This is a genomic window from Emticicia soli, assembly GCF_037860775.1.
Classification (GTDB): Bacteria; Bacteroidota; Bacteroidia; order Cytophagales; family Spirosomataceae; genus Emticicia; species Emticicia soli.
This window is the reverse complement of the sequence record NZ_JBBEWC010000001.1, coordinates 271,769-296,171: the sequence shown is the minus strand read 5'-3', so window position 1 is coordinate 296,171 and position 24,403 is coordinate 271,769. Positions and strand designations below refer to the sequence as shown.

Sequence of the window (24,403 nt, the reverse complement as noted above, 5' to 3'; positions counted from 1 at the left end):
TACTTCATGAGTGTTTACTATTAAATTTTGTTTACTGGGGTCTTACTCGTTATTTTTCTTGCGCTACTTCCCAGTTTTTGCTGCAAAAGTGTTCTTGCCCTTGAATATTGCGACTTTGAGGTTCCCTCCGATATACCCAATAACTCGGCTATTTCGTTATGTTGATAACCCTCTACTGCATATAAGTTAAAAATTGTTCGGCAACCATCAGGCAAGCTGTTTACCATTTCCATTAATTGTTCAAACTGAAAATTCGAAAGTGTAAAATCAGCGTCTTCTAAACTATCACTTACCGTCTCGCTATCAGTGTGTTGCATCCAGTTGGGTTGGTTTTGCAGTTCTTTTAAGGCTGTATTTACTACTATTTTTCTAAGCCAGGCTTCTAGTGGGCAGTCGAACCGGAAAGTGGGTAGCTTCTGATAAATCTTAATAAATGCATCTTGCAAAACATCTTCTGCATCGGCCTTGTTTTTCATGTACCGCATAGACGTGACAAGCAACTTGCCCGCGAACAACTCATAGAGTTGCCGCTGCGCAATACGTTCTTGCTTGATACAAGCCTGCACTAAATCATATTCACGGTGCATGAAAAGGGTAATTTTTTTATCCAACCGTATGGATTAAAAGGGGTTTTTATTAAAAAGACCCTGATTTTTCCGAAATGGTTGGAACTTCTGAGAAATATTTTATTGATAATATGCTGTTTTGATAGAAATCGGGCAAATTGCTATTTAACGGCACAACAATTATATTACACATCTTTGGCGTATTATTGTAACGCCAAAAATCGTAATCTAGCATTATTACAGCCTTTTTTCTAATAATAAATCAAAAAAGGCCGAACCTTTTGGCCTGTAAATCAGTTATGTATGCCTTTCCGTTTGATAAAAAAAAACTATAATTTCTTGTATTTTGTTCCTATTTCATAAATTTGTGTTAACCTATTTTGGATAGACTGATGACAACTGATACAATAGACACACCTATGATGTTCGATTTGTGGCGTCAGAATCATTACATATATAAAGATAAATATACCTCGCATCAGACTTCGTATATCGAAAACCTGCTGCCTGAAATAGCCATTCAACTTAATATCTACGAGATTCTGGATATTCTACAAAGGCGTTTGGGTGCCGAGCTGCTACAACGTGCTTTAGATACTAATCAACATATTCAAAGCCCTGTTAGCCATTATACTGACGGAAGTTGGCTTAAAAAATCGAACATGGTGGGGGTTAATGTGCGTACCATTGGTAATTTTTTCAATGTTATAAAATATGCGCTTACACTGCCTAGATCACAAGATGCTATTCATTTATTGCCCATCTGGGAGCCGGGTGTAGTAGGAAGCCTCTATGGCATGACGAGCTTCAACATCAATCCACAGTTTTATAGTCAGGAGTTGGCTATGGCTATTCCGCAATTGAATAGTGTAGAAAAACAACTGACTTTTGTTATAAATGTGCTGCACGCTATGGGCAAGCGTGTGGGTATGGATGTAATACCACACACCGATAGATTTTCGGAAATGGTAATTGCTAATCCACGTTTTTTTGAGTGGGTACGGCGGGTTGGTGGGCGTATCATGAGCCATTCAGAAACGCTCTACCGTGAAATAGAAGAAATTGTTTGGCTGTATCTGCATCGGCACGGTACCGCCAATGGTAGCCCCCTATCTTATTCAAGAAATGTTTTTTTCTCGCCCGAAATTCCGATTCTTACAGACGACCAACGCCTGGAGATTCTGTTTGGGCATAAAAGCGATTATGAGGGGCGCTTGCGCCGCAGGGTAGAACTGATGCAGGATATTGTGTATCAGGGCTACGAAACTCTGCCTATGGCAATGGCTCCACCTTACAGAGGTTTGCATATTAATAATGAACAATATACGCTTGATAGCAACGGGAATCGCTGGTACACTTATGAGTTCAACGAGCCACAGGCTATGTCGAGGGTATTCGGGCCATTGGCTCGATATAAGTTTTATCATTCAAAAGATGATAACGCACAATGGAAGCTAGATTTCAGCAATCCGAATAAGCCTGTCTGGAGTTTCTTTTGCCAGAAAGTGCATGAGTGCCAGAAAGCCTATAATTTTGATTTTATGCGTGGAGATATGGCCCATGTGCAGCCTAGGGTTGAGGGCGTACCGCAGAAAATTGATGAGTATTATGACCCACTGAGAGCCGTCAAGAAATATATTCAGCAACAAGGTGTGGCGTATTTTGGATTTTTTGCTGAAACTTTTCTGGCTGAACCCGATTCTATGAGCTATGGTGATGAATTACAACACCTTGAAGCAATAGAAGCCGATTCTTCTTTGGGCGACTTACAGTCGACAGTAGTTGGTTCGGCAGAGTATATGCATAAGATTGTCAATTATCATCGTTGGCTGAAAACCAGAAAGTTTGCTCCGAATTATACCATTATTACTGCTGACAGAGATGCACCAAGATTTGATGTTTTTTATCAGACGGGTAATCATCTGCGCTTTTTTGTGGCTTTGTTTCTTACCGATATGCCAAGTTATATGAGCCTTGGTTTTGAAACCCGAAATCTTCATTTTGAAAAAGGGGCGAATGAAGAATATACCAAGCTGTATGTTTTTGATATAAAAGACGATACACAGACCGATAAAGTAACGCATGGTGCTTTTAATTGGGGTAAAAACTTTGGACAGTTTGCCATATTTGAACAATTAAGAGCAGTAGCCGAGAGTATCTGGGAAGAAATTGAAGAGCGAGAAGTGCGTTGGCTGGCAGAACCCAACGAAAACCAGAAGCTAATGGTATGGACATTGAAAGACCACCCAAAATATGTATTTGTGGCTAATCTTGATGCAAATAATACAATAGATGAGCAGGATTTAAGAGAATGCACATTTAACCATCCGCTTACCTTGCTGTTTGATACCATACACTATTCGCAGCAGCATGAGTGTCGTATATACGTGTTGAACTAGCATTGTAGCTGATTATTATTTAAAATTCACATAACTCTGGCGAAAGCCAATTAAAATTAACACCAATGGATTTCGGAAAATTGCAGGATATTTCGGAGGTAGATTTTACGCTTCCACCCGAAAATCCTATTACAGACAAGATATTAGCTGCCCAACCTATTGATAAGCCTGTTGACCTTTACATTGGCCCGCCAATATGGGCAAATAAAGACTGGGTAGGCAAGGTGTACCCACATAATGCTAAAGAGAAAGACTTTTTACATTATTACATCCGTCAGTTTAATACTATCGAGCTAAATGTAACGCATTATCAGATTCCAACCCCGGCCATGATAAGCCGATGGAAAGAAGAAGCCGTAAAAGGTTTTAAGTTTTGCCCCAAGTTTCCGCAAGCTATCAGCCACGACCGCCAATTACTAGGCGCAGAAGCACTAACAACTGAGTTTTGTAATGCAGTATTAGAATTAGGTGAGAATCTGGGTAGAACGTTTTTGCAACTCTCGCCTGCTTTTGAGCCAAAGCAACTTAAAGTATTAGAGAGTTACCTGAAATCCTTGCCAAAGGGCTTTCCGGTTTCGGTAGAGTTCAGGCATGAGAAATGGTTTTCGAACTCTGCAACCTGGCAGGAAACCTGCGCAATGCTTGAAGAGCTGGGAGTAGGCACGGTGATGTCGGACGTATCGGGTAGGAGAGATGTACTACACATGACCTTGACCGATAATAGCCTGATGCTAAGATTTGTAGGCAATGAATTACACCCGACAGATTATAGCCGTGCAGACGAATGGTGTATAAAAATAACAGATTGGATAAAACGTGGCTTGCGGAATATTTACATTTTTATACACTGTGGCGAAAATAAATATGCTCCTGAGCTAACACAATATTGGATAAAGAAATTGAATTCGGCTAATAACTTACATATACAAGAGCCAAGGATTAGCCCACAAGTAGTGCAAGGAAGTCTCTTCTGAAATAATTCTTGCATTATTACATGTAAGTCTATAAATTGCAACAATTTATTTTGCTAAAAGTCTTAATTTAATATCATTTTAAAAAAAAATTGGAAAAAAGCCATCGAAAACAAAAGATTTTTTTTCCTGACAAATTTAGCGAACAAATAAGCCCAGCAACTTGTTGGGTTTTATTTTTTTGTATGAGATGTAGTTTTTAAAATTAACATTTTAAGAAACAGATGAAAAGCATTCTGGTATATTGTGGCGCAAACTACGGTAAAAATCCGGCTTATAGAGAAACCGCAAAAACATTAGGAACAAGATTAGCCACCGACGGAATTAAACTAATATATGGTGGCGGCAGCGTGGGTTTAATGGGTGTGGTTGCCGATGCTGTATTGGCAAGTGGTGGACACGTAGTGGGCGTTATTCCTGATTTTTTGGTGAAAATGGAAGTAGGTCATAAAAGCCTGAGCGAAATGCACAATGTAGAATCAATGCATGAACGCAAAGCCTTGATGGAAAAACTCTGTGATGGTATTATTACCCTACCTGGCGGCTATGGAAGCATTGATGAATTATTTGAGATATTAACCTGGGCACAACTAGGCTTACATAAGAAACCCATTGGCATTCTGAATGTCAACGGGTTTTATGATTTCTTATTAAAACAACTTGATGTGATGGTAGAGGAGGGTTTTCTAAAACAAGAAAGCCGCGATTTATTGCTGGTATCAGACAACGTAGCCGACTTGTTGCATAAAATGGAAAACTTTGTGCCTATTCCGCATCAAAAATGGTTGAAGAGAGGGGATACTTAATTCTTTTCTCTTCTTTTATCTATAAAAAAGATTGGTTTTTCTATTACTTGTTTGATATAGACGTTGTTATAATAATCATTCGTCATTAAGTCTACCTGATAGTAATGCTTTCCGTAGTTAACGGTGTTTTTGGCAAGCTTGCTGATAAATACGTTTGATATGTCGGAAGATTTGTATTGAGATAGTTTGCTATTAGCTACTCTTTTATCATCTATCCAGACACCATATATTTTAGAATCCAGCCATTTGTCCATTTCTTCTTGGGTCGGAACAGACTTTTCAAAATACATGAGTTTCATATCCATGTTTTTCTCTTCGGCTGTTAGTTGGTCATAATTTTTATCATAGCGTTTGCCATCTTTTTCTGTAAGCAAAAACCTGCCTTTCTGATAATTAACATCTTCCTTTGTTAGTTTATGAGGCTTTAAAGCCAATGTAATAGTAGGGGCGCTCAACTTTACAGTTTTAACCTCTTGCGCCATAAGTCGAAAATCAGCCAGACAAAAGGTTAAAGCTACAAATAGAGAGATGCAGGCTGCTTTTTTGACAAGCGCTGTTGATTGCGGGGTGATCTTAGTCATCATAAGTAATCGCTTTTTAGTTATTTGAAAATTTAAGTTGCTCGTTAAAGACAAGCCTCCGGCTTGTGATGCTTTACTAATTAATAAATACTGATAAGCTGTTATATCGTTGTAGGTATTGTTTACGGCTTCGTCGGCCAGAAACTCATGATTTAGCTGAATGGCTTGTTTCCACAAGCTAAGTAGGGGGTTAAACCAGAAAACTGTGCGTAGTAATTCTAAAAACAGTACATCCAGCGAATGCTTTTGCCGCACGTGTGCCAATTCGTGGCTAAATAGTTCGGGTTCAATGTTAGCACTATAATAAAAGGCTTTGCTTATAAAAACATAATTCAGAAAAGTGTAAGGAAGTATTGGCTTATCTAGTAAAACCAGTTTTGCTCCATGCCATTCAATTGTGCTGTTTTGCCTTATCTGCTTTATTATAGTGGCAATGTTTGTAATAAAACGTATCAACAACACAAAAGAAACCAAACCACTGATTGTAACTAAATAAGCCTCCCAATTGCTTGTTGCAGGCATTGGTTTAATGGCTTCAATTGTCTCTTGCAAAATGATTGGCTGCGCATTGATGTTATTTTGCAATAAAACGAGCTTATTTTCTGAAGACGGAATTTCGATGTTTATTAGTGGGGCAGCAAAAGCCAGAACAAGGCTTAGCAGCAAATAAAACCTGTTAAAAACATGAAATTTCTCAGTCTCTAGCAGAAGCTTATAGATACCCCAGAGTAACAATAAGCACAGTGTCGATTTAAAAAGATAGAGTATCATGGTTTTTTCTTTTTTTGAATTTCTCTTTCAATTATACCTTTTAACTCATCTAGTTCTTGCCCTGACAGATTGGTTTCGGTAGTAAAAAACGAAGCAAACTGTGAGGCCGAATTGTTGAAGAAGTTTTTTATCAAACCATTTACATGGTTCGCAAAGTAGTCGGTCTTGCTAATTAAAGGATAATATTCTCTCGAATTGCCATACTCTTTATACCCTACAAAGCCTTTTTCGGTCATTCGCTTTAATAAGGTGGCAATAGTTGTAGCAGCAGGCTTTGGGTCAGGATATGCCTCTAGCAAATCTTTCATAAAAGCCTTTTCGGCATCCCACAAATACTGCATCAGGTTTTCTTCGGTTGGCGATAGTTTCATTTCTACGATATTAGAATTAATTCTACAAATGTAGAATTAAAAATCTTAATTCCAAATACTTTTAACTAGGTTCTTAGTTTAGAGTATGTTTAAAAATTATGATTCGACCTGCGAAGTAATATTTTTTAGCTATACTTCGTTGCATTTTTTCGATGTAGCTGCCGGCTACATCTGCACAATGGCGCCTTGTCTAGCTAAAAAATCTTTACTTCTCGGTCAGAATAACAAAATTTAAACATACTCTTAATATTTTCTGGCGTTAGATGCATAGCATCTGTTTTTTATTTTATGGTTTTGATACAGACGTTCATCATCGAAAATTTCTGCTTTATCATTTAATACTTTCGGTCTTGGGTAAACGTTACTAGTTTTACAGCCAACTATTTTTTGTTTTATTATTTCCACCATAAAACATTTACTATCAACGGTAATTGCTAGAAAAAATACAATTTATGAAAAGAATACTCCTATTATTATTGAGCCTGTTTTACTTCACAAATCTACACGCCCAAGAGAAATACACTGTTAGCGGTTATATAAAAGACGCCGCCAATGGCGAGGGCCTAATAAGTGTGTCGGTGTATGTACAAGAGATAAAAACAGGTACGCAAACCAACCCCTACGGCTTTTATTCACTTACACTTCCTAAAGGACAATACAATCTGGTATTTACGTATGTAGGTTATGAGCGAATAGAAAAAACAGTCGATTTAAGTACACAAGACCAAAAACTGGATATTGAACTGAAAGACGATTCGAAGCAATTGCAGGAAGTAGTAATAACTACAAAAAAAGCCGATGAAAATGTAAAAAGCCTTGAGATGTCGGTCAACAAGGTAGATATTAAAACCATTCAGAAAATGCCTGCGCTGTTGGGCGAAGTAGATATCATTAAAAGTATTCAGTATTTGCCTGGCGTAACATCAGTCGGCGAAGGTACCTCAGGCTTTAATGTTCGGGGTGGTGGTATTGACCAGAATCTGGTATTGCTCGACGAAGCTCCTGTTTACAACTCTTCGCACTTGTTTGGTTTTTTCTCGGTTTTTAATCCTGATGCTGTAAAAGATGTTAAACTAATCAAAGGCGGTATTCCGGCGCAATACGGTGGTAGAGTTTCATCAATCCTGGATGTAAGGATGAAAGAAGGGAATGCCAAGAAGCCACAGTTTTCGGGTGGTATTGGTAGTATTTTCTCCCGTTTTACGTATGAGCGACCTATTTTTAAAGACAAAGGTTCTTTTATAGTGGCCCTTCGCCGCTCTTATATCGATATTCTGGCGAAGCCTTTTCTGAAAGACGATTTAAAAGGCTCAAGGTTTTATTTTTATGATTTTACAGCTAAAGGAAACCTGCGGATAAACGACAAGAATACCATCTTTTTATCAGGCTATTTTGGTCGTGATACTTTCGGTGCCGATTTTGGCTTTAACTGGGGAAATGCCACAACCAGCCTTCGCTGGAATCATGTATTCAACAATAAGTTATTTCTTAATAACACCGTGTTTTACAGCAATTACGACTACGCCTTGCAGTCGGACTTGAAAGAGAAAAATACACAAGATGCTTTCCGTTGGAAGTCTAATATTATTACGTATAGTATAAAGCCTGATTTTACTTATTATCCAAATGCCAAAAACACTATCAATTTTGGTGGGCAGATAATCTATTACACTTTTAATCCGGGTCAGGCAGTAGCTATTTCGGGTGGTGTAGAGAGAGCTATTGGTTTAGACAATAAGTATGCTGCCGAATCGGCACTGTATATCAGCAACGAGCAGAAGATAAATTCAAAGATTTCGTTGCAGTATGGCTTGCGTTACTCTTTGTATAACTATTTAGGTAAAGGAACAGCTGTAGAATTAGGCGAAGCACCTGCTGTGGGCGAACGCCGCCCGGTAATAAGTAGTAAAGTATATGGTTGGGGAGAGTCTATTAAGAATTATGGCAATTTTGAGCCTCGTTTTGCGGCAAACATAGGTTTAGGCGAAAATAACTCAATTAAGTTAAGTTATAACAGGCTTGTACAATACCTGCACCTACTTTCAAATACAACGGCTTCGTCGCCGCTCGATGTCTGGACACCTAGTAGCAATAACATTAAACCACAAATTGCCGACCAGGTAGCGTTAGGTTATTTTCATAATCTGGAAGATAACTTATACGAAACTTCGGTTGAGGTGTATTACAAAAAGCTGTACAACCAGATTGATTATGTACGTAACGCCGATTTGCTATTGAATACGGCTGTAGAAGGAGATTTGTTATTTGGCGATGGAAGAGCATACGGGGCAGAATTTTATGTAAAGAAAACCAAAGGGAAATTTAACGGTTGGGTGAGTTACACTTTAGCCCGCACCGAAAGGAAAATTCCCGGCCTTAACCTGAATGAGTGGTTTCCGAGTAGAATTGATAAAACACATAATCTGGCAATTGTAGGTATTTATGATTTGAACAGTAAGTGGTCGTTCTCTACCAATTTTACTTTTAGCACAGGTACCCCTGCCAGTTTTCCGACCAATAAGTTTATATGGCAAGGCATTGCTTTACCCCATAATTATTACGACACCCGCAATACTTATCGGATTCCTGCCTCGCATCGTTTAGATCTATCGGCTACCCGACAAAACAAGCACGCTTTCTTTAAGAAAGGTACAAGTGAATGGGTTTTCTCGATATACAATGTTTATAACCGTCGTAACCCGTTTTCGGTGTTTGTACGCCAGAATGAAGACATTCAGACACGCACCGAGGCTGTAAGATATGCCATATTCGGAACTATCATTCCGGCTGTAACCTATAATTTCAAATTCTGATAAATCCGACACTCATAACATAGCGAAAAAACAATGAAAAATATATTTTTAAGTATACTGGTAACCATAACCTCTCTTTCGCTCTTTTCGTGCGAAGATGTGGTTGAAATTGATGTGCAAGACGGTGTTTCTCAATTGGCCGTTGATGCCCTGATTACTAATAAAGCCGAAACACAGACTATAAAGCTGACTTTATCGCAGCCTTACTTTGATAATACCGACCCTAGACCAGCTTTGGGCGCAACTGTAACCGTGTTTGACGAAGACAGCGTAGCGCATGAGTTTGTAGACGTGAAAAGCGATGGCAATTATGTGTATGATGGCAAACTGAAACCTCTCGATAAAATAGGGAAACAGTATGTGCTATATATTAAATATGAGAACGAAGAATATGTTTCTTTGTCAAAACTAAACAGAGTACCAAAAATTGATTCGATTGATTATAAAGTAGAGCGATTCCCGATAAAACCTGATAATGGTCCGCAAGACGGTTTCCAACCGCAATTCTATGCCCACGATTTTGAGGGAGAAGGGGATTGCTATTGGATAAAAGCAGCCAAAAATCATAAATACTTCAATAAATCGAATCAGATTAGTGTGGCTTATGATGCTGGTTTCAGCCCGGGTTCAAAAACAGATGGTTTATTGTTTATTCTGCCGATTCGGGTATCCTTAGGAGGGGAGCTGTATTCAGATAAAGACACACTTACTGTTGATTTGTACTCAATTACAAAAGAGCAGTTCTATTATTTGCAGATAGTGCAGCAGGTTTCGTCGAACGGTGGGCTTTTTGCAACGCCATTGTCTAACTTGCCAACCAACATTCTTAACTACAACGTACAGTCGACCAAGAAAGCAGTGGGCTTTTTCGGAATATCAGCCGTGAGTTCAGCCCAAACAGTGATTGATAAAAACAAGGCTAAACCTAAAGATTGATAGGCCGTAGAGACATTTTTAAACCAAAAAGAGAGACACCGGTAAGCGTCTCTCTTTTTGGTTTATTTGTTATTTATCAATACAAAATCACCATCATGCTTCTGGCACCATGCGCACCAATTACCAGCGATTGTTCAATATCTGCCGTTTTTGATGGACCTGCTATAAATGCGCCATAACTACCCACAGTAGGTAGTTTCTTGTAGGCTTCGTGCATATTGGCTACTACATTTGTTTTATCAAGCACCAAAACCAGATGTTGCGTAATAAAAGGTAAGGCCCGGTTAATCATATTGCTTTCAGGTACCCATATAGTGCCGTTTTCAGCTACACCAATTATGCCTTCTATTACAGCTAGATCTATCTTTTCGAGTATGTATTTATCTGTATTGGCATCTATTTCAATACTTGCTTTAACCAGCTTAGATGCAACATTTTTTAAATCAGAATAATATGTGTCTATTACCTCCTGACAAGCTGATTTACCTTCGACCTCAATGGCTCGGCCGCCAATGCCTTGTAATACAGTTTTGAATCGTTCAAGGCTTGCATCGCCATCAAAAACCGGAATAGTCGGTAAATCGACAAAAGATGGTTTATGGGCTTTTACACTAGCCAATATTTTTTCTCTGCTACTCATACGCTTTCAGGGCTTAGCTTTTTTTGTTTTTACTGTACCATTCTTTAAAGCTCTGTTTCGGAGCATCAGGCAGTTCACGGGCTTTGGCCCAAGGGTTCATGCTTTTTGCGTGAGTCATGCCGTGTGGCAGTACTCTCAAAGCTCCTCTGGCTAGTTTACCGCCTAAATCATACACTTTAGGCATAGCCAGCATTTTAGCAAGACCTTTCATGCCCCATTTTTTCACTGCCGGCAACTCATTTTCTTTGCCAACAACCTGCCGCCATTTATAGAGCTGCACATGAATATCTATTTTAACCGGACAAACATCAGAGCAAGAGCCGCACAAGGTGCTGGCAAATGGTAAACTGCTGTATTTATGTAAATCAATATTAGGCGAAAGAATAGCGCCAATCGGGCCAGGAACTGTAAAGTCGTAGCTATGTCCACCACTGCGGCGATATACCGGACAGGTGTTCATACAAGCCCCACAACGAATACATTTAAGAGAATTTCTGAAATCAGAGCGACCTAATTGCTGTGTGCGGCCATTGTCTACTATTACAATGTGCATTTCTTTACCTTCGGGGGGCTTTGTGAAATGCGAGGTATAAGTAGTAACAGGCTGCCCCGTAGCACTACGTGCCAGCAAACGAACAAATACCGACAGATGCTCTACTTTAGGTATGAGTTTTTCCATACCCATGCAGGCAATGTGCACTTTGGCCAGATTTACGCCTAAATCAGCATTGCCTTCGTTGGTGCATACTACAACGCTTCCGGTTTCGGCTATAGCAAAGTTTACACCCGTAAGGGCTACATCGGCTTCTATGAATTTTTGTCTTAAATGCTGGCGAGCAGCTTCGGTAAGCGCCTGTGGGTCTTTTTCTCCCTTAGGCGTTCCCAGATGCTCGTGGAAAGTCTCGCCTACATCTTCTTTTTTGAGATGTATGGCAGGCATTACAATATGGCTCGGAGGCTCGTTTCTGAACTGTACAATGCGCTCGCCCAAATCGGTATCAACTACCTCAACGCCATTTTTTTGTAAAAACGGGTTTAAGTGGCACTCTTCAGTAAGCATCGACTTACTTTTTACCATTTTTATCGGCCCACTTTTGCCTTGTACGTTAGGGGCATTTTTTATAATATCCAGTACAATCCTGTTGTGTTCTTCACCGTCGGCAGCCCAATGAACTTTTACACCGTTTTTTCGGGCGTTTTCTTCAAACGCAAGCAGGTAATTGTCCAGATTACTAAGCGTATGGTCTTTTATCTGAGAAGCCAATTGGCGCAATTCCTGAAACTCAGGAATCGGATAAATAGCCCGGTCTCTTTTCTGGCGCACAAACCATAGCGTTTCATCGTGCCAGGTGGTTCGGTTAACATTTTTGGTAAACTTTTCAGCTAGTGCAGGGTGATTCATGGTTGACTTCCGTTCAAGATTTCTGCAATATGCATTACTTTTATAGGTAATTGTTGCCTTTTTACTATTCCTTCAAGGTGCATCAGACAAGACATATCGCCTCCGGTAAGCACTTTGGTGCCATTACGCACGTGGTCGGCTATTCTATCTTGCCCCATGCGTGCCGAAACGGCCTCTTCTGACACACAAAACGAGCCGCCAAAGCCGCAGCATTCGTCGTTACGCTCCAATTGCGTTATCTCAATGCCACGAAGTTTTTTCAAAAGGGTCAGAATCTGCCCGCCTTTATCTCCGGTTATTTCTGAGGCATTGGCGTGGCGTAAGCCTCTTTGTCCGTGGCAACTCAGGTGCAAACCTACTTTATGAGGGAAGTCGACAGGTATTTCGTTTACTTTCAGTACATTCTCCAGAAAGTCCACCAATTCATACACACCTTTTCTTACTTTCTCTACGGCAGGGGTTTGCTCAATTATATTGTAATGTTTCTTTACATGATATGTACAGCTACCCGAAGGCGTAACTATGTAGTCGTAGTCGGCAAAGGTATCAACAAAATGATGATACACTTCTTTAGAATCATCTTCACAGCCGCTATTTGCCATAGGTTGCCCACAACAGGTTTGCTGCATGGGATAGTGTACGTCTACACCTATTTTTTCTAATAATTGCAGGGTATTGATGCCCACATTAGGGTAAAACTGGTCGACGTAACAAGGAATAAACAGGGCTACTTTCATGTTTTAAAAAACTATTTCTTTCTTTTTTTCTTATACACACAAGTCTTGTTGTCAGACTTTACGTAATAAGATTTATAATTACTGGCTTTAGGGTCGGTGCAACCACAAAGGTTTAATAACTCAACTTTGCGGAAATCAACAGGGTGGCTTTCGCTTTGTAGAGAAATTGTACCTTCTGACAAAGGTTTACCCTCTACCAACAGGTTTTCATCGTGGCCGCTTACGTTACCACCACCAGTTTGTGTTTTTGTATATTCTAAAACTTGCTCGCCGTTGATAAAGTGACGGATAAGCGAGTCGCCTAAAACCAATACTTCGGCACGTACCCATTGGTCGCCGTTGTAGGTTTGTGAAGTTGAGTTAATACAATGGCGTTTATCAAGTTTATCCTGGTAAAACACATTCGTACCCGGTGTACAAAGATTACACGTTGTGCGTTTGCCTTTGTCTAAACCACCAAGTAATTGTACTTCTATTGAAATAGGAAAATCCTGGTCTTTACCCATTGATTCAGGCGACTGCCCATGAATCATGATACCACTGTTGCGAGTTGCCCATCCGGGGCCATCAGTAGCCTGGTCACCTACAAAACGGTATTCAACCGCAATGCGGTAGTAAGAGTATTTGTCTTTGTAGAAAATATGTCCGAATTGCTCGTTAAAAGATTTGTAGGCATCATAACGAACCTTCATAAGGCCATCTTCTACTCTGAATGTTTTGCCGAAATTATCATCTAAAGCATAATTACGGATTTTGACACGCCAGCCGTCAAGGTTTTTGCCATTAAAAAGTTGTTTCCATTCTTTAGGGTCTACTTCTTGTGAAAAACTCAGAATCGGAAAAGAGAACAGAAGAACAATAGTCAGGATTTTTTTCATTATAGAATAGATGGGTGTATGGGTAATTACTATCAATGCAAAATAACATCAAGTTTTGCAAAGAAAGACAAGACTTGATGAGTATTTTGCATTAAAAGTTCGGATAAAGAATTTATAGACCGGTAGCTACGCTAAATTTGCCTCTTTTATTAATCAGGTTTTCACGTATATTGACTTTGCGGAAAGTTGCAACGGGGTCAAGCGCACCACCTACCTGGCGGCTTGCCTCGGCAACCAGTGCCCGCACATCGGTAAAGAATGTATCTCTCAGTAACTCCTCGGCTCTTAGCACATCGTTATTCTCTTGTGCATCGCTCAGGGCAAATCTATCTACCAATAAAGCTTTGGCATAAGTAGCCAGAATCGCATTTACTGATTGTAAAAGGTCTTCAATAGGGTCTTTTGTGTTGTGGCTAGCGTCAATCATCCATGCTAGTGGTGGATTTTTCACGTTAGGGTCTTGCATACCATCAACCAATTCATTGAAGATTAAGAAAAATTGATAAGGCTTGATGCTTCCGGTTGTTAGGTCATCATCGCCATACATAGAGCCATTAAAATGGAAACCACCCAAACGGCCAAAGTGCATCAAACGACCAACTATTTGCTCGATATTAGTATTTGGTAAATGATGGCCTAAATCGACCAATACCTGTGCATTTTTACCAATTTGTTGGCAAAGCGAATAAGAAGTTCCCCAATCAGGAATAACCATTGAGTAGAAAAACGGCTCGTAAGGCTTGTATTCAATCAGCATTGTCCAGTCAGATGGCATGGCTGCATAAATATTGCTTAGGGCATCGGCTGTGCGCTGATACGCCTTACGGAAATGCTGTTGACCAGGGAAATTAGAACCATCGGCCAGCCATACGGTTAATACTTTTGAATCTAATTGTTTGCCGTATTCAATACAGGCAATGTTATGGTCGATAGCCAGATTGCGGCTATTGGTTTGGGTATGTGATAATGACCCGAATTTATAAGAATAAGATTGGTCTTTCTGGTCTTGGAAAGTATTTGAATTAACAGAGTCAATGGTAAGACTATGTTCTTTCAACAACTGCTTAACAGCATTGGCATCAGACGGAATATCCCAAGGAATATGCAAAGAGATAGAGTTAGACGAGCCATTCAACTGGTGAATCAAGCCTACATCTTCAATTTTTTCTTCCAGATTACGAGGCTCGCCACCATTCGGGAAACGTCCGAAACGAGTACCACCTGTGCCCAAAGCCCAGCTTGGAATAGCCACTTGAAATGCCTTGATTTTTTCGATGATGTTTTGGGCATCGATACCTTTACGGTCGAGTAGCTCGGTTATATAAGCAAGTTTAAACTGGTGGTCGGCTTCTAAGGTCTTGTTATGGTCTTGAATAATATCTTTAGTAAGCATGTTTATAGAGGTTTTGATTGAATCTTCTTAGAGGCTTTTTCGCCTGATGATATAAAACGGATTTTTTACTTTAATCTGTTTTTTATCGAGCAATAAAGCGGCGGCCGTTCGGCCCATCGTTTCAAAATCGGTGGTTATTACTGTTATTTCCAGTAATTCTTTCAGCGTAGTTTCATTGAATGAAACAATGCCTATATCTTCACCTATTGTATAATTAGTTTGCCTGGTTTTCTTGATTAATTCGGCCAAATCGGTTTCTTCTACCACTACATAAGCGGTTTTAGGCTGAGGGATTTCATCAAAGGCATTTTCTTTAATGATATATTCTTTCTGAGAATTGATACAGAAGAAACGGAAGCCTTTTACGATTTCCTTAGGGTAATTACCATCGCTCGGAAAAATCAGTACCAAACGCTGGTATTTTTCGAGTAAATCGTGTGCTGATTCTAACGCATCGAAAATGTCGTTCTCAAAATCCTGATATACACTTAAGATGGGATTGGCGTATTCGGGTAGGTCTTTATCCAGAAAAACGAGCTCGTCTGCCGGAATTTTCTCTATGGTTTTCAAAGCCAGCGTTTTGTCTACTTCAGGAAAAAAATGCGGCATGATAACATAGTAATTATACTTGCCGAGGTTTTTTTCTATGATTTCCTCAAAAATACGGGCATTATAATGGTGTATCTGTAAATCGACCGTTGCCTTTTCGCCGAGTACTTTCAGAAATGCATAGTAAATGATTTTTTTGTAAGAACTCAGCTTATTAAAAATCAACAAGATTCTCATTTTGCTGTGCTCTTTGCCATTTACATAAAAACCTTTGCCCTGCACAGATGTAATAAAGCCTTGTTCTTTCAGTTCACGATAGGCTTTTTCTACCGTATCACGTGCCAGATAATACTCCTCGCTTAACTCGCTGATAGATGGCAATTGCTCATTTTTCTTTAAAACCATTCGCTCTATATCCGCAACAATAGACCGTACAATTTGCTTGTACTTCGGGGTTTTGTCATTGGGATTGAGTTGTAGTTTATACATTTTCCGAATAATTTTAAATAAATTCCTTACTCCCTCCTCAAAGTTGTGGAGGGAGCAAGGGTGGGGTTAAAATTACCTCACAAAAGCAACAGCCACACCACCATCTACATTCAGAATGTTTCCAGTCGATTTTGATAAGCTGCCGTCTACAAATACTCTTACAGCTTTGGCAATATCTTCAGTTAATATTTCTTCGTTTAGTAGCGTACGAGCGGCATACATTTTAGGAAGCTCTTCTACTTTAATACCATAAGCTTTGGCACGTCCTTCGGCCCATTCGCCTTCCCATATTTTGCTACCACGTAATACGGCATCAGGGTTTACAGTATTTACACGTATTTTGTCTTTACCAAGCTCGGCAGCCAATAAGCGGCTCATGTGGGCTTGCGCAGCTTTAGCTGTGCCATAACCTACATTGTTAGGGCCTGCAAATAAGGCGTTTTTGCTGGCAATATTCACAATATCTCCATCTAAAGCCTGTTTGCGCATAATCTTCACGGCCTCTTGTGATACCAGGAACTGGCCTTTTACCAGTACATCTTGTAAGATATTCCAATCGGCAAGTGTATGGTCTTCAAGCGGTTTAGAGATTGATAAACCTGCACAGTTTACCACAATATCAACCCCACCAAATTTTAATACTGCCTGTTTGAGGGCTTCGGCGATGGGTTCAGGATTTGTTACATCAATTTTTACGGTAAGCACTACGTCTTTACCATATTTTTTACGCAACTCGGTTTGCGTATCCTCTAGTAAATCACGGTCGGCAGCTACAATACATGCGCCTTCTTTTAATAGTTCTTCACAAATCGCTTTCCCGATACCGCCTGTTCCACCTGTTACGAAAGCTATCTTGCCTGATAACGACTTAGGCTTAGGCATACGTTGCAATTTAGCTTCTTCTAACAGCCAGTACTCAATATTGAAGGCTTCTTGCTCGCTCAGACCTACGTATTCCGAGATTGCCTCAGCGCCTTTCATTACATTAATAGCATTGGTATAAAACTCTGCCGCTACACGAGCCGTTTGTTTGTCTTTGGCAAAAGAGAACATACCCACACCCGGATACAAAATCACAACCGGATTGGTGTCTCTGATAGCAGGGCTATCAGGATGCTTGCAGCGTTCGTAATAAGCTGTATAATCGGCTCTGTAAGCCTCAAATTGTGCTTCTATTTCGGCCTTATCAGTGCCTTTTAATACCAATGGACGGATTTTAGTACGCAAGAAGTGGTCGGGGCAGCTTGTGCCTTTTTGTGCTAGTCTCTCAAGGTCGTTTGAGTTTACAAATTCAAGCACGCGGGCATCGTCAGTAAAATGGCCTACCATTCTTCTGTAGCTCGATGCCAGCCCTCTCAACGTAGGCATTACCTCAGCCGCGGCTGTTTTTCTATCTGCCTCTGGTTTCGATTCTATTTTGGCTCCACCAAATACTGGGCTTTTTTTACCGTAATGCTGCTCAAGATATACCGAAGCCATTTCAATGACTTCAAGCGTATTAATATATGATTCGTAAGATGTATCTCCCCATGTAAAGAGTCCATGCCCACCTAAAATAACACCTCTCAGATTCGGATTTTCTTTGATGGTATTCTCTAGTTTCAAGCCAAGGTCAAAACCAGGGCGTTGCCAAGGTAACCACGCAATGGTATCTCTCCATATTTCTTTCATAATCTGCTCGCCATCTTTGCTGGCAGCAATAGCAATTAAAGCATCAGGGTGAAGGTGGTCAATATGTTTAAATGGCAATAAGCCATGCAAAGGCGTATCAATAGAAGGGGTTGCACATTTAGGGTCGAAAAGGCAGTGGTCAAACAAACCCACCATTTCGTCTTCTAATGCTAAACCACGGTAACGTTTTTTCAGCGAGTGCAGGCGGTCTACATAAAGATTGGCGCAGCCTTTTTTAGTAAGTGTGCCAATGTCGCCACCAGAGCCTTTTACCCACATAACTTCTACTTGTTCGCCGCTTAGTGGGTCTGTTTCCATTATTTTGCAAGAAGTATTACCCCCTGCATAGTTGGTTAGTCGTAAATCGGCTCCTAATAGATTAGAGCGATAAATGAATAAATCAACTTCGTTATTGGCTAATTCGGCGGCTTTGTTGTCGTCCCATAGGTAGCTAACATGTTTGAATGTTAGGGTATTTTCCATGCTTTTATATAAAATTTTGTTGCTGTAAATCTGTTTTTCGATTACAAAATTCGGCAATTCCTGATGGAAATCTTCATGTACTCTCCTGCTAAGGTAAGGCTTTTAGGTGAAAGATTTAAGAAGAAAATAAGTTTAGAAATACCACAAAAAAATAAAGTGCCAGATTAAACCAGCACTTTATTATCGTAACCCAAAAAGTAAAAAATAATATTTTGAATGTTTTTATGACATTCGGATAGATGTCTTTAATTTTATTGTAGAAGTTACATTCTGGCCCGTTGTGCGTAAGAATTTTCGGTACTTCCGACGAAACTCAGCTGCTTTTCTTCTTGATATAATTATTTTCTCGTCATGTATGAGCACTTCGCCTCCACGACAATTGAAATATAAATCGTCTACGTGTTCTAAATTAATGATGTAAGAACGGTGAAGCCTCACAAAGTTAGCAATCTCATCTAATTCTTCTTCAAAGATTCTCAACGTTTTAGAACTAATAATTTCTCTACCATCAGCAAGCTTAAAAATTGTATAATTTTTTGCGCTCTTCAAGTATAAGATATCACCGAGCTTAACCATGTTACGTTTGCCAGCAACTCGCATGGACATATTTGCTCCAGTAGCTTGGCTTTCCACATTTTGGACAACCGTGAATCCTTCTGGACTAAACGGGGTCTTGTATATTAGCTTGTTCATTCTAAGGAAAGCTTTAAAATTGTTGAATTTTATAGCAAGTTAATTTTGACATATAACTATTACAACAACGATTCGGTAAGTGGCAGGATTAATTAGATAAGTGGCAGAATATACTAAATAATCGAACTTTTAGCGAAGTTAGAAGAGTGATACAAAAAAATCATTTTGCATAATTAAGTGTTTAATTTTGATATTTTCAAGACAAACTGATTAAGCGGATACATTTCAGGATTAAAAATCTGACCAGAAATTACCAAAAAAAAGGTGTAAAAACCACTGTTTCTACACCTCTAATTCTATATAAAAAGCGTGCCAATTTTTGATAGGCTGCAAATAAAATTTGTATTTTTTTAATAGGCTACTTTAGTTTAAATCATTCTTAAAGTATAGCATTTATAAAAGTCATATTCTAGTCTATCCCAAATAGTATATCCAAAGAAATGTATCATGACTTTTTTATGAAGTATTTGTGTAAGTTCATTTTCTTCTACTACTTCATTCGTTACCGGATTAACCACAGCTCTGACTAAATCTTCGTCTTCAATCTCTTCGTCAGTTTTTTTACCTTCTATTTCTACTAGATTGCCGTCTTCATCAAAGTCTGCAATAATCTTTTTGCCGCTAAGCCAATCTTTTTCTAAAGGAAGTGGCTCTCCTTCATCAATAGTTGTGTCATAACAAATAGTACGTCTTTTTCTGATTATTTGACCATTTTCAATAATCACATAACCATAAGTTCCGCCTGAATCATATTCATTTAGAGCAATCATAAAAGCAGGTTTATTGAAAAACTCATAGATACGATTAAGCCTTTCGGTTTGTCCGTTATAAAATATTTCATCGGTAACCCAAGAGCTTTCAAACCAGATAAAATTATCTTTTGTTTTGACAATACAAAAATGCTGATCTTGCCTAGTGTCAGGATAACCGGTGGCTTCATCAGCAAAAGTGTCAAATACTAACTCAGTAAATTTCTCAATATCAATAGAAATATCTGCAACTTTAATAGCTATACAGCCAAGAGATGTCATAAGTTTATAGAATAGGTTTAAGGTCAATCAACATAATGCGCCTGAATAAATATTTTCGCTTAAATATCTGAGTTAATAATGAAAAAAATATTGGGAAACCTTAAATATTGCTCAGCCACTCAAGAAACTCAGATTTACGACGACGTGACACAGGTAGCTCGGTGCCCTGCTCGGTAGTGATTGTTCCTCCTTCTCCCTTAGTATATCTCTTGATGTAGTCACGGTTGACAAGGAAAGAGTGATGTATACGGAAGAAATCGTAATTGGCCAATAAGTCTTCAAAATCTTTGATACTCTTAGAGACCGTTATTTTCGAATTATCGTTCAGATAAATATGTGTATAGTCTTCGTCGGCCTCGCAATAAATGATATTATTAACAGGCACAAACTGAAAGCCATTCAGAATCGGTAATGGTATTTTATTTGATTTGTCTCGAGGGTTCCGCAGGTTCTGTATCAGGTGGTCGAAATTCTGTTGGCTGTTTTTCTTTTCAATGCGCTCTTTAGCTTTAGCAATGGCTTGCTTAAGCTCTTCGATATTTATGGGTTTTAACAGATAATCTAAAGCACTGAATTTGATAGCCGTAACGGCGTAGTGGTCGAATCCGGTAGTAAAAATGACTTCAAATTTTGGGTTTGTAAATTTCTCCAATAGGTCAAAACCGCTGCCGTGAGGCATCTCCACATCTAAAAAAACAACATCTGGCGATTTCTCCTGGATAAGCTGATACGCTTCTTGTATTGAATTAGCGGTACCAACTACCTCTATTTCTGACGAACAGAACAGGTAAATGATACTGCTTAGGGTTTCAACACTTCGATTTTCGTCATCAACTATAATAGCCTTATACATAAAAGGTTTTGTTTACAAGTTTACTGTATTATCAATAACATTGGTATAAGCCAAAGGAACAATACCAATAGCCATCCGAATATTAACCGCTAGTAATTTATATGTATAGGGAGAGGTATATTTTTAAGCATTACAAAAGAAAAAAAACATTCCATATTAACCAAATTTTGGAAATTTAATTTCAATTGTTGTGCCAATATCTGCTCCGGGTTCATAAGGTGGTTTCAGGCGGTCTTCCACTAGAAAATGGATGTCGGCGTCAGCAATTAAGTTAAAGGTTTGCAAGCGTTCTTCGGTAATCTTTAACCCCTGCGATTTATAGCCTTTTCTTGATTTAGATTGAATCTGTTTGGCCTTTTCTCTTCCAACCCCATCGTCTTCAATTCTGCATACAAGATATTTGCCTTGGTTGAAGAAACTCATATATAAATTTCCTTTGGTTTCTTTATAACGTAAACCATGATTAATAGCGTTCTCAATAAAAGGTTGCAGAATCATGGTTGGTATTTCAATAAAACGATTTATATCAGGTGCTACATTCAGATGAAACTCAAATTTGTTTTCAAAACGCAACATTTCAATCTCTATATAAAGGCTCAACAGTTTTATCTCGTCGGCAAGGGTAATGTATTTACTACGCGACGAATCTAAAAAGAGCCTAATAAGATTGGCAAATTTTGATAAATAGTTATTGGCCGAGATAGTGTCTCTATTCAGAATGAAACTTTGTACGGCGTTTAGCGCATTGAATACAAAGTGAGGATTCATCTGTAATTGTAAAGTCCGTAATTCAAGCTCAGTAACCTGGCGGTGATGCCGCTGCTCTTCGTCAGACCAGAACTTCAGGAAACGCTCTCTTCCATAAAACAAACCAAATAATGTAACAAAGCAAGACCCCCAAAACCACCATGAACGCCACCACGGATACTCTATCTTAAACTCAACTATGGCGGGTTGGCTTTCGTTTTTGGCGGCATCAAGGGCTACAAGCTCAAAATGATAAACCGCAGGTTTGAGGCTATCGACCTTTACCGATGTTTTAGCTGTGTAAAACCATTCAGAAGGCTTGGCTCCCTCAAAACTGTTTTCAATGATACGATATTTGTAAGAGAGATTATTCTGAGCAGGCACGCCCATGAATTCAAACTCCAGAATATTGTTATCATAATCAACGTGGTAGTTTTCCTGAAATGGCATATCACGCCCTGCTATTTCAACACGAGTAATTTTAGCCTTGAAGTTGCTTTTCTTTTGAGGTGTGTTCGTTGTCTGGCTGTGCACAGCATGAGTTACGAACAGAAACATCAAAACAATTATTAAAATTGGTTTTGGCATTAGGAAAATAGGTAGATAAGAATAGATTAACCTTCTGCTGTAAAAATACAGTTTTAAATCAAGACTAGCAAAAGCGATACTCGCTTTTTAGCAGTTCTTTATGGTATTTATTGCAGCAATTTATGTACCAAAAGCTACCGCTTGCTAAAGAAAGAAGAAAAGAAATGCCCGAAAGAAAGAGAATTAACAACAGAATAAAAAAAGAGCGCCCGGATTAACCAGACGCTCCAATGAGTATTATACAAGATTCAGTTCTAGCTGAATAGTTTTTACTTTTTCTTTTAATGCTTCTAAAGTAGCATCAAACTCATCTTTCTTCTTCAATTTGGCTCTTACGCCTACATAGAATTTAATCTTAGGCTCGGTGCCCGATGGACGACAAGTAAACTTGGTGCCATCGGCTGTGAAGAATTGTAGCACGTTTGATGATTCAATACCCATTTTGCCCGATGGAATTTCTGTGGCTTCACCGGTTTTCAAATCTGTGCTTTTCAACGATTTATAGTCGTCCATACGAATAACTTTCGACCCCGCCAGGCTCTTTGGTGGATTCGCTCTGAAATCAAGCATCATTTGTTGAATCTCTTCTGCTCCGGTTTTACCTTTTTTGGTTAGAGAGATAAGTCCTTCGTAGTAGAAACCATTTTTCTGATACATTTCAGCCAGGAAATCAAACAGGCTAATGCCTTGGTCTTTAGCAAAAGCCGTAAGTTCGGCAATCATGGCGCAACTTGCAATAGCATCTTTGTCTCGCACTTTATCACCAATCAGGTAGCCATAGCTTTCTTCGCCACCACCAATAAAGGTTTGTTCGCCTTCTAGCTCTCTGATAACCTGCGCAATGTATTTAAAGCCAGTAAGCGTATTGTAACAATTTACACCTGCTTTGGCTGCCATTTCATCAATCAGGTCGGTTGTTACAATGGTTTTAGCTACAAACTCATTTCCTGTTAATTTTTTAGCTTTTTTCCATGCTTTCAGCAAGTAATAGATAATCAAACTTGCCGCCTGATTTCCATTGAGCAATTGCCATTCGCCTTTAGGGTCTTTTACGGCCATACCTACACGGTCGGCATCGGGGTCGGTAGCAATTACAAGGTCTGCATTTATAGCTTTTGCTTTTTGCAGCGCCATGCTCATGGCTTCTTTTTCCTCAGGATTCGGATATACCACCGTCGGGAAGTTGCCATCAGGCGTGGCTTGTTCTTCTACAATATTTACATTGGTAAAGCCCAATTGTGCCAGAGCCTTAGGTACCATTGTGATACCCGTTCCATGTATAGAAGAGAAAACGATGCTTAGGTCTGACTGGCGCTTGATCATACGTGGGTTTACGCAGATGCTTTTCACGGCTTTCAGATAGGCTTTGTCAAGCACCTCGCCAATCATTTTTATGCGTTTCTTTACGCCTTTAAACTTAATGTCTTTTACATTTGTGATAGCATTTACCTCTGCTACAATATTTTTATCGTGCGGGGCCACTACCTGCGAGCCATCAACCCAATATACTTTGTATCCGTTGTATTCTCTTGGGTTATGCGAAGCCGTAATAACAATACCACTCTGGCAACCCAACTGGCGCACCGTGAAAGACAACTGCGGCGTAGGGCGCAGTTCTTTATATAAATAAACAGTAATGCCGTTGGCAGAAAGAATATCGGCCGCTACACGGGCAAATTCAGGCGAGAAATTGCGGCTGTCGTGCGCAATGGCTACTTTAATTTCCTGGTCAGGAAACGCTTTGTTAAGATAGTTTGCTAAACCTTGTGTGGCTGCTCCAACAGTATATTTGTTCATGCGGTTAGAACCTACACCAATTTCGCCACGCATACCACCTGTGCCAAATTCCAGATTCTTATAGAACGAATCGGTCAATTGGGTTGCGTTATTGTCATCAATGAGTTTCTGAATTGCAGTTTTGGTTTCCTCATCATACTTGCCTTTAAGCCAAGTTTTGATATTCTTCTCTGCCGTTGCATCTAGTTTAAGATTTTGTAGCATGACTATCCGAATGATTTTAATTGTAAAAAGTTTT

At 39.4% G+C, this 24,403-nt stretch carries 20 protein-coding genes; 5 read left to right on the top strand and 15 right to left on the bottom strand.

Going from position 1 to position 24,403, the window contains the following annotated elements; all coding sequences use genetic code 11:
- Positions 1–20 precede the first annotated feature (20 nt).
- Positions 21–587, bottom strand: coding sequence for an RNA polymerase sigma factor (locus WAE64_RS01315; protein ID WP_340233616.1), 567 nt, complete (start codon positions 585–587; stop codon positions 21–23).
- 371 nt (positions 588–958) lie between these two features.
- Here WAE64_RS01315 and WAE64_RS01310 point away from each other — a divergent pair, with 371 nt between their 5' ends.
- The 3 genes from WAE64_RS01310 to WAE64_RS01300 all read left to right on the top strand — a co-directional run bounded on the left by WAE64_RS01310 (position 959) and on the right by WAE64_RS01300 (position 4,742).
- Positions 959–2,965, top strand: a complete 2,007-nt coding sequence (locus WAE64_RS01310; RefSeq protein ID WP_340233614.1) for a hypothetical protein — start codon at positions 959–961, stop codon at positions 2,963–2,965.
- Positions 2,966–3,030: 65 nt separating this feature from the next.
- On the top strand, positions 3,031–3,939 hold the full coding sequence (locus tag WAE64_RS01305; protein ID WP_340233612.1) for a DUF72 domain-containing protein: 909 nt from the start codon (positions 3,031–3,033) through the stop codon (positions 3,937–3,939).
- A 221-nt stretch (positions 3,940–4,160) separates the two neighbouring features.
- Positions 4,161–4,742, top strand: coding sequence for an LOG family protein (locus tag WAE64_RS01300; RefSeq protein ID WP_340233610.1), 582 nt, complete (start codon positions 4,161–4,163; stop codon positions 4,740–4,742).
- Here the strand turns inward: WAE64_RS01300 and WAE64_RS01295 are convergent.
- Together WAE64_RS01295 and WAE64_RS01290 are read right to left on the bottom strand one after the other, a co-directional pair.
- Positions 4,739–6,094, bottom strand: a complete 1,356-nt coding sequence (locus tag WAE64_RS01295; protein WP_340233608.1) for a M56 family metallopeptidase — start codon at positions 6,092–6,094, stop codon at positions 4,739–4,741. The two genes, WAE64_RS01300 and WAE64_RS01295, sit on opposite strands and share 4 nt — an antisense overlap.
- Positions 6,091–6,465 carry a BlaI/MecI/CopY family transcriptional regulator gene (locus WAE64_RS01290; RefSeq protein ID WP_340233606.1) on the bottom strand — a complete coding sequence of 125 codons (375 nt, stop codon included), beginning with the start codon at positions 6,463–6,465 and terminating at the stop codon, positions 6,091–6,093. Before WAE64_RS01290 ends, WAE64_RS01295 begins: the two co-directional genes overlap by 4 nt.
- Positions 6,466–6,917: 452 nt before the next feature.
- On the opposite strand from WAE64_RS01290, the gene WAE64_RS01285 reads away from it, so the two are divergent.
- Positions 6,918–9,278, top strand: coding sequence for a TonB-dependent receptor (locus tag WAE64_RS01285; RefSeq protein WP_340233604.1), 2,361 nt, complete (start codon positions 6,918–6,920; stop codon positions 9,276–9,278).
- 33 nt (positions 9,279–9,311) lie between these two features.
- The gene (locus tag WAE64_RS01280; protein ID WP_340233599.1) at positions 9,312–10,214 is read left to right on the top strand and encodes a DUF4249 domain-containing protein; all 903 of its coding nucleotides are present in this window, start codon (positions 9,312–9,314) and stop codon (positions 10,212–10,214) included.
- Between the two features lie 76 nt (positions 10,215–10,290).
- Here the strand turns inward: WAE64_RS01280 and WAE64_RS01275 are convergent, their stop codons facing one another.
- The 12 genes from WAE64_RS01275 to WAE64_RS01220 all read right to left on the bottom strand — a co-directional run bounded on the left by WAE64_RS01275 (position 10,291) and on the right by WAE64_RS01220 (position 24,369).
- Positions 10,291–10,854, bottom strand: coding sequence for a LutC/YkgG family protein (locus tag WAE64_RS01275; protein WP_340233597.1), 564 nt, complete (start codon positions 10,852–10,854; stop codon positions 10,291–10,293).
- Between the two features lie 13 nt (positions 10,855–10,867).
- On the bottom strand, positions 10,868–12,256 hold the full coding sequence (locus WAE64_RS01270) for a lactate utilization protein B (protein WP_340233593.1): 1,389 nt from the start codon (positions 12,254–12,256) through the stop codon (positions 10,868–10,870).
- Positions 12,253–12,993 (bottom strand): (Fe-S)-binding protein, encoded by a 741-nt coding sequence (locus WAE64_RS01265; RefSeq protein ID WP_340233591.1) that lies wholly within the window; start codon positions 12,991–12,993, stop codon positions 12,253–12,255. Before WAE64_RS01265 ends, WAE64_RS01270 begins: the two co-directional genes overlap by 4 nt.
- Positions 12,994–13,004: 11 nt before the next feature.
- Positions 13,005–13,871, bottom strand: coding sequence for a 3-keto-disaccharide hydrolase (locus tag WAE64_RS01260; protein ID WP_340233589.1), 867 nt, complete (start codon positions 13,869–13,871; stop codon positions 13,005–13,007).
- Between the two features lie 112 nt (positions 13,872–13,983).
- A complete protein-coding gene (locus WAE64_RS01255) occupies positions 13,984–15,264 on the bottom strand; it encodes a sugar isomerase (protein ID WP_340233587.1) in 1,281 nt (426 codons plus the stop codon).
- A 27-nt stretch (positions 15,265–15,291) separates the two neighbouring features.
- On the bottom strand, positions 15,292–16,302 hold the full coding sequence (locus tag WAE64_RS01250) for a GntR family transcriptional regulator (RefSeq protein ID WP_340233585.1): 1,011 nt from the start codon (positions 16,300–16,302) through the stop codon (positions 15,292–15,294).
- A 72-nt stretch (positions 16,303–16,374) separates the two neighbouring features.
- Positions 16,375–18,456, bottom strand: a complete 2,082-nt coding sequence (locus WAE64_RS01245) for a bifunctional aldolase/short-chain dehydrogenase (protein ID WP_340233583.1) — start codon at positions 18,454–18,456, stop codon at positions 16,375–16,377.
- 222 nt (positions 18,457–18,678) lie between these two features.
- Complete coding sequence (locus WAE64_RS01240; RefSeq protein WP_340233581.1) at positions 18,679–19,149, bottom strand: LytR/AlgR family response regulator transcription factor; 471 nt, start codon at positions 19,147–19,149, stop codon at positions 18,679–18,681.
- Positions 19,150–19,517: 368 nt separating this feature from the next.
- Entirely contained in the window at positions 19,518–20,180 is a 663-nt protein-coding gene (locus tag WAE64_RS01235; protein ID WP_340233579.1) for a hypothetical protein, read from the bottom strand.
- A gap of 100 nt (positions 20,181–20,280) precedes the next feature.
- On the bottom strand, positions 20,281–21,033 hold the full coding sequence (locus tag WAE64_RS01230; protein ID WP_340233577.1) for a LytR/AlgR family response regulator transcription factor: 753 nt from the start codon (positions 21,031–21,033) through the stop codon (positions 20,281–20,283).
- 156 nt (positions 21,034–21,189) lie between these two features.
- Complete coding sequence (locus WAE64_RS01225) at positions 21,190–22,368, bottom strand: sensor histidine kinase (RefSeq protein ID WP_340233575.1); 1,179 nt, start codon at positions 22,366–22,368, stop codon at positions 21,190–21,192.
- Between the two features lie 237 nt (positions 22,369–22,605).
- Positions 22,606–24,369 carry a phospho-sugar mutase gene (locus WAE64_RS01220; protein ID WP_340233570.1) on the bottom strand — a complete coding sequence of 588 codons (1,764 nt, stop codon included), beginning with the start codon at positions 24,367–24,369 and terminating at the stop codon, positions 22,606–22,608.
- Positions 24,370–24,403 lie beyond the last annotated feature (34 nt).